The sequence below is a fragment of the Arthrobacter sp. 2RAF6 genome (genome assembly GCF_052115205.1).
Classification (GTDB): Bacteria; Actinomycetota; Actinomycetes; order Actinomycetales; family Micrococcaceae; genus Arthrobacter.
Genome location: NZ_JBFRGF010000105.1, coordinates 1 through 812, shown reverse-complemented (window position 1 = coordinate 812; position 812 = coordinate 1). Strand labels below are relative to the sequence as shown.

At 69.6% G+C, this 812-nt stretch carries 1 protein-coding gene; it reads left to right on the top strand.

Annotated elements, in window-relative coordinates; all coding sequences use genetic code 11:
- Positions 1-812 (top strand): alpha-glucan family phosphorylase (gene glgP / locus AB4Z38_RS25665; protein WP_441432331.1); only part of this gene is annotated, 812 nt, incomplete at both ends.

The following is an 812-nucleotide window of genomic DNA, read 5'->3' as shown; positions in this document are numbered from 1 at the left end:
CCGCGCTGGTACCAGGGCCTGGGTCCGGACGCTCCGGCGTGCATCGCCTATTTCTCGCCCGAGTTCGGGATCACCGAGGTGCTTCCGCAGTATTCCGGCGGCCTGGGGATCCTGGCCGGGGACCATCTGAAAGCCGCTTCGGACCTGGGTGTGCCGCTGATCGGCGTCGGGCTGCTCTACCAGGCGGGCTACTTCAAGCAGTCCCTTTCCCGGGACGCCTGGCAGCAGGAAACCTACCCGGTCCTTGACCCGGACGGCCTGCCCCTGACGCTGTTGCGCGAACCGTCCGAGGACGGCACCGGCAAGCCCGTGACGATCTCCCTGCCGCTGCCCAACGGACGCAAGCTCAATGCGCACATCTGGCGGGCCGACGTCGGGCGCGTGCCGCTGCTGCTGCTCGACTCGAACGTTCCGGCCAATGACGACGCAGCGCGCGGGATCACGGACCGCCTCTACGGCGGGGGCGGTGACCACCGCCTGCAGCAGGAACTCCTGCTGGGCATGGGCGGGGTGAAGGCGCTGCGCGTCTACCAGCGCCTCACGGGGACCCCGGCCCCGGAAGTGTTCCACACCAACGAAGGCCACGCCGGGTTCCTGGGCATCGAACGCATCCAGGAGCTCATGTCCTCCGAGGCCCCGCTGAGCTGGTCCGAGGCCCTCGCCGCGGGACGGGCGTCCACGGTGTTCACCACCCACACCCCGGTGCCGGCCGGCATCGACCGTTTCGAGGCCGTGCAGATCAGGCACTTCTTCGACGCCGGCCTGGCCCCGGACGTGCCGGTGGAGAAGGTCCTGGAACTGGGCCGGGAAAA